The sequence below is a fragment of the Luteimonas salinisoli genome, assembly GCF_013425525.1.
GTDB lineage: Bacteria > Pseudomonadota > Gammaproteobacteria > Xanthomonadales > Xanthomonadaceae > Luteimonas > Luteimonas salinisoli.
Map to the genome: position 1 here is coordinate 65,640 of NZ_JACCKA010000047.1, position 7,051 is coordinate 72,690.

At 68.4% G+C, this 7,051-nt stretch carries 7 protein-coding genes; all 7 read left to right on the forward strand.

All coding sequences use genetic code 11. The features are described 5' to 3' along the window. The first annotated feature begins 56 nt into the window (after positions 1 to 56). The 7 genes from nuoE to nuoK all read left to right on the forward strand — a co-directional run bounded on the left by nuoE (position 57) and on the right by nuoK (position 6,950). Positions 57 to 584: an NADH-quinone oxidoreductase subunit NuoE gene (gene nuoE, locus H0E84_RS06885; RefSeq protein ID WP_180677903.1), complete on the forward strand. Its 528-nt coding sequence runs from the start codon at positions 57 to 59 to the stop codon at positions 582 to 584. Positions 585 to 598: 14 nt separating this feature from the next. Further along, a complete protein-coding gene (gene nuoF, locus H0E84_RS06890) occupies positions 599 to 1,948 on the forward strand; it encodes an NADH-quinone oxidoreductase subunit NuoF (protein ID WP_180677904.1) in 1,350 nt (449 codons plus the stop codon). 151 nt (positions 1,949 to 2,099) lie between these two features. Continuing rightward, on the forward strand, positions 2,100 to 4,409 hold the full coding sequence (gene nuoG / locus H0E84_RS06895) for an NADH-quinone oxidoreductase subunit NuoG (RefSeq protein ID WP_180677905.1): 2,310 nt from the start codon (positions 2,100 to 2,102) through the stop codon (positions 4,407 to 4,409). After that, a complete protein-coding gene (gene nuoH, locus H0E84_RS06900; protein WP_180677906.1) occupies positions 4,406 to 5,485 on the forward strand; it encodes an NADH-quinone oxidoreductase subunit NuoH in 1,080 nt (359 codons plus the stop codon). The genes nuoG and nuoH overlap by 4 nt, the downstream gene beginning before the upstream one ends. Continuing rightward, complete coding sequence (nuoI, locus tag H0E84_RS06905) at positions 5,482 to 5,970, forward strand: NADH-quinone oxidoreductase subunit NuoI (protein WP_180677907.1); 489 nt, start codon at positions 5,482 to 5,484, stop codon at positions 5,968 to 5,970. Before nuoH ends, nuoI begins: the two co-directional genes overlap by 4 nt. A 3-nt stretch (positions 5,971 to 5,973) precedes the next feature. After that, complete coding sequence (locus H0E84_RS06910) at positions 5,974 to 6,630, forward strand: NADH-quinone oxidoreductase subunit J (RefSeq protein WP_180677908.1); 657 nt, start codon at positions 5,974 to 5,976, stop codon at positions 6,628 to 6,630. After that, entirely contained in the window at positions 6,627 to 6,950 is a 324-nt protein-coding gene (gene nuoK, locus H0E84_RS06915) for an NADH-quinone oxidoreductase subunit NuoK (RefSeq protein ID WP_180677909.1), read from the forward strand. The genes H0E84_RS06910 and nuoK overlap by 4 nt, the downstream gene beginning before the upstream one ends. Positions 6,951 to 7,051: the final 101 nt, after the last annotated feature.

Here is a 7,051-nt window from a genome sequence, read left to right on the forward strand (position 1 = left end):
TTCCCGGCTGCTTTCCGATTCTCCATTCCCCATTCCCCATTCCCGGCTTCAATCGCATGAAAGCGACCGGCAACTTCGAGAACGCACGCAACGTCGACCCGATGGTCGCGCTGAGCGACGGGACGCGCGCGCACATCGACCACTGGCTGACGAAGTTCCCGCCGGACCGCAAGCGCTCGGCGGTGCTGGCGGGGCTGCACGCCGCGCAGGCGCAGAACGGCGGCTGGCTCACCGACGAGCTGATCGCGGCGGTGGCCAAGTACCTCGGCCTGCCGCCGGTGTCGGCCTACGAGGTCGCCACCTTCTACTCGATGTTCGAGACCCGCGAGGTCGGCCGCAACAACGTCGCTTTCTGCACCAACATCAGCTGCTGGCTCAACGGCGCCGAGGATCTGGTCGCGCACGCGGAGAAGAAGCTCGGCTGCAGGCTGGGCGAGTCCACCGCCGACGGCCGCGTCTACCTCAAGCGCGAGGAGGAGTGCGTGGCCGCCTGCTGCGGCGCGCCGGTCGTCGTGATCAATGGCCATTATCACGAGCAGCTCACCACCGAGAAGGTGGACGAGCTGCTCGACGGACTGAAGTGAGGCGACGCGAGACCATGGCGCACCACACTCCCCACGCCTCGCCCGGCTACGGCCCCGTCGGCCCCGCGCCGAAGGAGCACCAGGCCGTCTACACCACGCTGCATTTCGACAAGCCGTGGTCGTACGAGAACTACCTCAAGACCGGCGGCTACAGCGCCCTGCGCAGGATCCTCGAGGAGAAGATCGCCCCGACCGACGTGATCGAGATGGTCAAGCAGTCCGGCCTGCGCGGGCGCGGCGGCGCGGGCTTTCCGACCGGCCTGAAGTGGAGCTTCATGCCCAAGGGCTCCGGGATGCAGAAGTACATCCTCTGCAATTCCGACGAGTCCGAGCCGGGCACCGCCAAGGACCGCGACATCCTGCGCTACAACCCGCACGCGGTGATCGAGGGCATGGCGATCGCCTGCTACGCCACCGGTTCCAGCGTCGGCTACAACTACCTGCGCGGCGAGTTCCACCACGAGCCGTTCGAGCACCTGGAAGAGGCCACCGCCGAGGCCTACGCCAACGGCTGGCTGGGCAAGGACGTCCTCGGCAGCGGCATCGACATCGATCTGTACAACGCGCTCGGCGCGGGCGCCTACATCTGCGGCGAGGAAACCGCGCTGATGGAGTCGCTGGAGGGCAAGAAGGGCCAGCCGCGCTACAAGCCGCCGTTCCCGGCCAATTTCGGCCTGTACGGCAAGCCGACCACGATCAACAACACCGAGACTTTCGCCTCGGTGCCGGCGATCGTGCGCAACGGCGCGGAGTGGTTCCTCAACCTCGGCAAGCCCAACAACGGCGGACCGAAGATCTTCTCGGTCTCCGGCCACGTGGCGCGCCCCGGCAACTACGAAATCCGCCTCGGCACGCCGTTCGCCGAATTGCTGGAGATGGCCGGCGGCATGCGCCCCGGACGCAGCATCAAGGGCGTGATCCCCGGCGGCTCGTCGATGCCGGTGCTGCCGGGCGAGACGATGATGGGCCTGACCATGGACTACGACAGCATCCAGAAGGCGGGTTCGGGTCTCGGCTCCGGCGCGGTCATCGTGATGGACGACACCACCTGCATGGTGCGCGCCTGCCAGCGCATCGCGCGCTTCTACTACGCCGAGAGCTGCGGCCAGTGCACCCCTTGCCGCGAAGGCACCGGCTGGATGTACCGCATGCTCAGCCGCATCGTCGAGGGCCAGGCCACCACCGACGACCTGCACATGCTCAGGGCCGCCGCCGGCCAGATCGAGGGACATACCATCTGCGCCTTCGGCGAGGCCGCGGCCTGGCCGGTGCAGGGCTTCCTGCGCCACTACTGGGACGAGTTCGAGTACTTCATCCGCACCGGGCGCTCGATCGTTGACCGGCAGCTGGAGGTCGCGGCATGACGAGGCCGGGAATCGGAAATGGGGAATGGGGAATGGTAAAAGCGAACAGTGCGCGTCGCTTTGACCGGTCTATCGTGCGTAATCCGGAATCCGTTGCGTTTCGATTCCCGATTCCCGATTCCCGATTCCCGGCTCCGCAAGGAGCGACCCCATGAGCGCCCAGCCCGTCAACCCCGACCTGCCGCCAGACCACGTCACCGTCTTCATCGACGGCGTCGAGCTGGCCGCGCCCAAGGGCTCGATGATCATCCAGGCCGCCGACCGCGCCGGGATCGCGATCCCGCGCTTCTGCTACCACGACAAGCTGGCGATCGCGGCCAATTGCCGCATGTGCCTGGTCGAGGTGGAGAAGATGCCCAAGCCGGCGCCGGCGTGCGCCACGCCGGTGATGGACGGCATGAAGGTCAGCACCCGCAGCGACAAGGCGCTGAAGTCGCAGCGCAATGTGATGGAGTTCCTGCTGATCAACCACCCGCTCGACTGTCCGATCTGCGACCAGGGCGGCGAGTGCGAGCTGCAGGACCTCTCGCTCGGCTATGGCCGTTCGGTCAGCCGCTTCGCCGAGCGCAAGCGGGTGGTCGCCGACGAGGACATGGGTCCGCTGGTCTCCACCGAGATGACCCGCTGCATCCAGTGCACCCGCTGCATCCGCTTCACCGCCGAGATCGCCGGCACCTACGAGCTGGGCGGCATGCAGCGCGGCGAGAACCTGCAGATCGGCACCTACGACGGCAAGCCGCTGACCACCGAGCTGTCCGGCAACGTCATCGACGTCTGCCCGGTGGGCGCGCTGACCAACAAGGTGTTCCGCTTCCGCGCCAGGCCGTGGGAGCTGATCGCGAAAGAGTCGCTGGGTTATCACGATCCGCTGGGCAGCAACCTGTTCCTGCACGTGCGCCGGGGCGAGGTGCTGCGCGCAGTGCCGCGCGACAACGAGGCGGTCAACGAGTGCTGGCTGTCTGACCGCGACCGCTACTCCCATCAGGGGCTGGCCGCGGCGGACCGCGCGCTGCGGCCGCTGCTCAAGGACGGCGGCGAGTGGCGCGAGGCCTCGTGGGAGGAGGCCCTGGCCAAGGCCGCTGGAATCCTGCGCGACAACGCCGCCGACGACCTCGGGGTCCTGGTGCACCCGGCGACCTCGGACGAGGAGGGCGCGCTGCTGGCGCGCATGGCCGAGGGCCTGGGCACCGGCAATCTCGATCACCGCATCGTCCAGCCCGACCTGTCCGACGGCGCCGTCGCCGAGCCGTTCGCGATGCCGGTGGCGGAGATCGCATCCTCCGACGTGGTCGTGATCGTCGGCAGCAACCTGCGCCACGAGCTTCCCCTGGTGAACCAGCGCGTGCGCCAGGCCTGGCGCAAGGGCGCGCGGGTTCACGCGGTCAACCCCGTGGAATTCGAATCTACCTTCGATCTGGCCGGCAGCCATGTCGTGCCGCCTTCGCGCATCGCCGGGATGCTCGGCGGCGACGAGGGATTGGCCGCTGCGCTGGACGGCGCCGAGCGTGCGGTGGTCATCGTCGGTGCGATCGCGGAACGCAGCCCGCATGCCGCGGCGATCCGCGCGGCGGCAGCCGCCTTCGCCGCGCGGTACGGAGCGGCGCTGTGCCGCATCCCGCAGGGCGCCAATGCGCTGGGACTGACGCATCGCGGCGTGCTGCCCGCCTCGCGCGACGCGGCGGCGATGCTGGCCGAGCCGCGCGCGGCCTACGTGCTGTACGGGATCGAGCCGGGCCTGGATTTCGCCGATCAGGCCGCGGCCCTGAAGGCGCTGGGCGGCGCCCAGGTGGTCGCGTTCAGCCACTTCGCCTGCGAATCGACGCGTGCGGTGGCCGACGTGATCCTGCCGATCGGCGCGCTTCCCGAAATCGACGCCACCCTGACCAATCTCGAAGGCCGGGTGCAGCGCTGCGTCGCCGCGGGCCGGCTGCCGGGCGAGGCCCGTGCCGGATGGCGCGTGCTGCGCGCGCTCGGCGGACAGTTGCAGCTGTCGGGGTTCGAATTCACCGAACTGGCGGAGCTGCGCGCCAGCATGAAGCCCCGGGACGACGGCGAGCCGGGCGACCGAGATAGTCGGGTCACGGGCGGGAGCGACGGAAGTCGCGTCCCCGCATCGGCTGAAGACCGCCGCGACTCCCATCGCTCCCATGAAGATGCACCGGGCGGTCTGGAGTTGGCGGTCGCGCCCGCAATCTACCGCGCCGACGCGGTGGTTCGGCGCGCGGCGGCGCTACAGTCGCATCCGCTCAACCTCGGGCCGCGCATCGCGCTGCATCCGCAGGACGCCGGCGATATCGGAGTAGCCGAGAACGCCATGGCGAAGGTCTCCAATGCCGCGGGAGTCGCGACTCTGCGGGTGACGGTGAGCGACCGGGTGGCGCGCGGCGCCGCCTGGGCCGAGAGCGGCTACGGCGCCACCGCGGCGCTCGCGGCCGGCCGGGTGAAGGTGGTGGCGGCATGAACACCGCGGAACTGCTGACGCAGCTGACCGGGCCCGTGCAGGAGTGGCTGCATGCGCTCGGCCCGTTCGGCACGATCGTCTGGATCGTGCTGAAGATCCTCGCGATCGCCGTGCCGGTGATCCTGGCGGTGGCCTTCTATGTGGTCTGGGAGCGCAAGCTGATCGGCTGGATGCACGTGCGCCACGGGCCGATGTACGTCGGCATGGGCGTGTTCCAGGCCTTCGCCGACGTATTCAAGCTGCTGTTCAAGGAGGTGATCCAGCCCTCCAGCGCGCATAAGTCGCTCTATCTGCTGGCGCCGCTGATCACCCTGGCCCCGGCGTTCGCCGCCTGGGCGGTGGTGCCGTTCGACGCGCAGCTGGTGCTGTCCAACGCCAATGCCGGCCTGCTGTACCTGCTGGCGATGACCTCGCTGGGCGTGTACGGGATCATCCTGGCCGGCTGGGCGTCCAACTCGAAGTACGCCTTCCTCGGCGCGATGCGCTCGGCCGCGCAGGTGGTGAGCTACGAGATCGCGATGGGCTTCGCCCTGGTCGGCGTGCTGATCGCCGCGGGCAGCCTGAACCTCAGCGACATCGTGATGGCGCAGGCCGGCGACGGCGGCTTCCTGAGCTGGTTCTGGCTGCCGCTGCTGCCGCTGTTCGTGGTGTATTTCGTCTCCGGCGTCGCCGAGACCAACCGCGCGCCGTTCGACGTGGTCGAGGGCGAGTCGGAGATCGTGGCCGGGCACATGGTGGAGTACTCGGGGTCGGCGTTCGCGCTGTTCTTCCTCGCCGAATACGCCAACATGATCCTGATCAGCTTCCTGGCGGCGATCTTCTTCATGGGCGGTTGGCTGTCGCCGTTCCACGGCTGGGGCATCCCGCTGCTGTCTGTGGACGGCTGGTGGTGGCTGTTCGTCAAGGTGTTCTTCTTCGCCAGCGCCTACGTCTGGTTCCGCGCCTCGTTCCCGCGCTACCGCTACGACCAGATCATGCGCCTGGGCTGGAAGGTGTTCATCCCGATCAGCATCTTCTGGATCTGCGTGGTCGCGCTGATGGCCTACTACGGCGTGCTCGAGGGGGTGCAGCGATGAAGCGCATCGTGGCGTGGTTCCGCAGCCTGCTGCTGCTCGAGCTGCTCGGCGGCCTGTGGCTGACGTTCAAGTACCTGTGGCGGCCCAAGTACACGCTGATGTACCCGATGGAGAAGACGCCGCAGTCGCCGCGCTTCCGCGGGCTGCACGCGCTGCGCCGCTATCCCAACGGCGAGGAGCGCTGCATCGCCTGCAAGCTGTGCGAGGCGGTGTGCCCGGCGCTGGCGATCACCATCGATTCGGAGATGCGAGAGGACGGAACCCGCCGCACCACGCGCTACGACATCGACCTGTTCAAGTGCATCTACTGCGGGTTCTGCGAGGAATCCTGCCCGGTGGACTCGATCGTCGAGACCCACGTGCACGAGTACCACTTCGAGAACCGCGGCGAGAACATCGTCAACAAGCAGCAGCTGCTGGCCATCGGCGACCGCCTCGAGGCGGAAATCGCCGAGCGCCGCGCCGCCGACGCCGCCTACAGGTAAGCCATGGACTTCACACTGCTCGCCTTCCTGGTCTTCGCTGCGGTCACCGTGATCGCCGCCGTGGCCGTGATCAGCGTCCGCAACCCGGTGCACGCGGCGCTGTTCCTGGTGCTGACCTTCTTCACCGTGGCCTGCACCTGGATCCTCGCCGGCGCCGAGTTCCTCGGCGTGGCGCTGATCCTGGTCTACGTCGGCGCGGTGATGGTGCTGTTCCTGTTCGTGGTGATGATGCTGGACATCGACGTGGCGCCGCTGCGGGAAGGCTATGTGCGCTACCTGCCGGTCGGGCTGCTGGTGGCCGGGGTGATGCTGGCCGAGATGCTCACCCTGATCGGCATCCGCGCGCGCGCGGTCCCGTTCGGGCCGGACGTCGCCGAAGCGGCTGGTGTCTCCAACACGGCCTGGGTGGCGCATCGCCTGTTCACCGACTACCTGCTGCCGTTCGAGGTCGCGGCGCTGATCCTCACCGTGGCGGTGATCGCCGCGGTGATGCTCGCGCTGCGCCGCCGCGAGGGCACCAAGCACCAGAGCCCGGGGGCTCAGTCGGCGGTGCAGGCGAAGGACCGTTTCCGCCTGGTGAAGATGGCGGCCGAGGCGCCGCGCACCACCGCGGCGCCGCCGCCCGACGGCCAGGCGCCGGAAGGGGAGGACAAGGCATGAACTTCCTCGGCGAAGGCCTGGCCCTGGGCCACTACCTGGCGCTCGGCGCCGCGCTGTTCTGCATCAGCGTGGCCGGCATCTTCCTCAACCGCAAGAACGTGATCGTACTGCTGATGTCGATCGAGCTGATGCTGCTCGCGGTCAACATCAATTTCATCGCGTTCTCGCGCCACTTCGGCGACGCCACCGGCCAGGTGTTCGTGTTCTTCATCCTGACCGTCGCCGCCGCCGAGGCGGCGATCGGCCTGGCGATCCTGGTCACGCTGTTCCGCAACCGGCGCACGATCAACGTCGCCGACATCGATACGTTGAAGGGGTGAGCGAAGGCGCTTGCGAGCCACCGGCTCGCGCCTTCGCGAACGACCGGCCAAGGATGGCCGGGCCGGGCGCTCCGGAGCTCACGCAGTACCGCCATGGATGG

Bases quoted from the DNA above. Each gene is read 5' to 3' on its own strand.
- nuoK (WP_180677909.1), top strand. From the start codon at position 6,627: ATGAACTTCCTCGGCGAAGGCCTGGCCCTGGGCCACTACCTGGCGCTC.
- H0E84_RS06910 (WP_180677908.1), top strand. From the start codon at position 5,974: ATGGACTTCACACTGCTCGCCTTCCTGGTCTTCGCTGCGGTCACCGTG.
- nuoF (WP_180677904.1), top strand. From the start codon at position 599: ATGGCGCACCACACTCCCCACGCCTCGCCCGGCTACGGCCCCGTCGGC.
- nuoE (WP_180677903.1), top strand. From the start codon at position 57: ATGAAAGCGACCGGCAACTTCGAGAACGCACGCAACGTCGACCCGATG.
- nuoH (WP_180677906.1), top strand. From the start codon at position 4,406: ATGAACACCGCGGAACTGCTGACGCAGCTGACCGGGCCCGTGCAGGAG.
- nuoI (WP_180677907.1), top strand. From the start codon at position 5,482: ATGAAGCGCATCGTGGCGTGGTTCCGCAGCCTGCTGCTGCTCGAGCTG.
- nuoG (WP_180677905.1), top strand. From the start codon at position 2,100: ATGAGCGCCCAGCCCGTCAACCCCGACCTGCCGCCAGACCACGTCACC.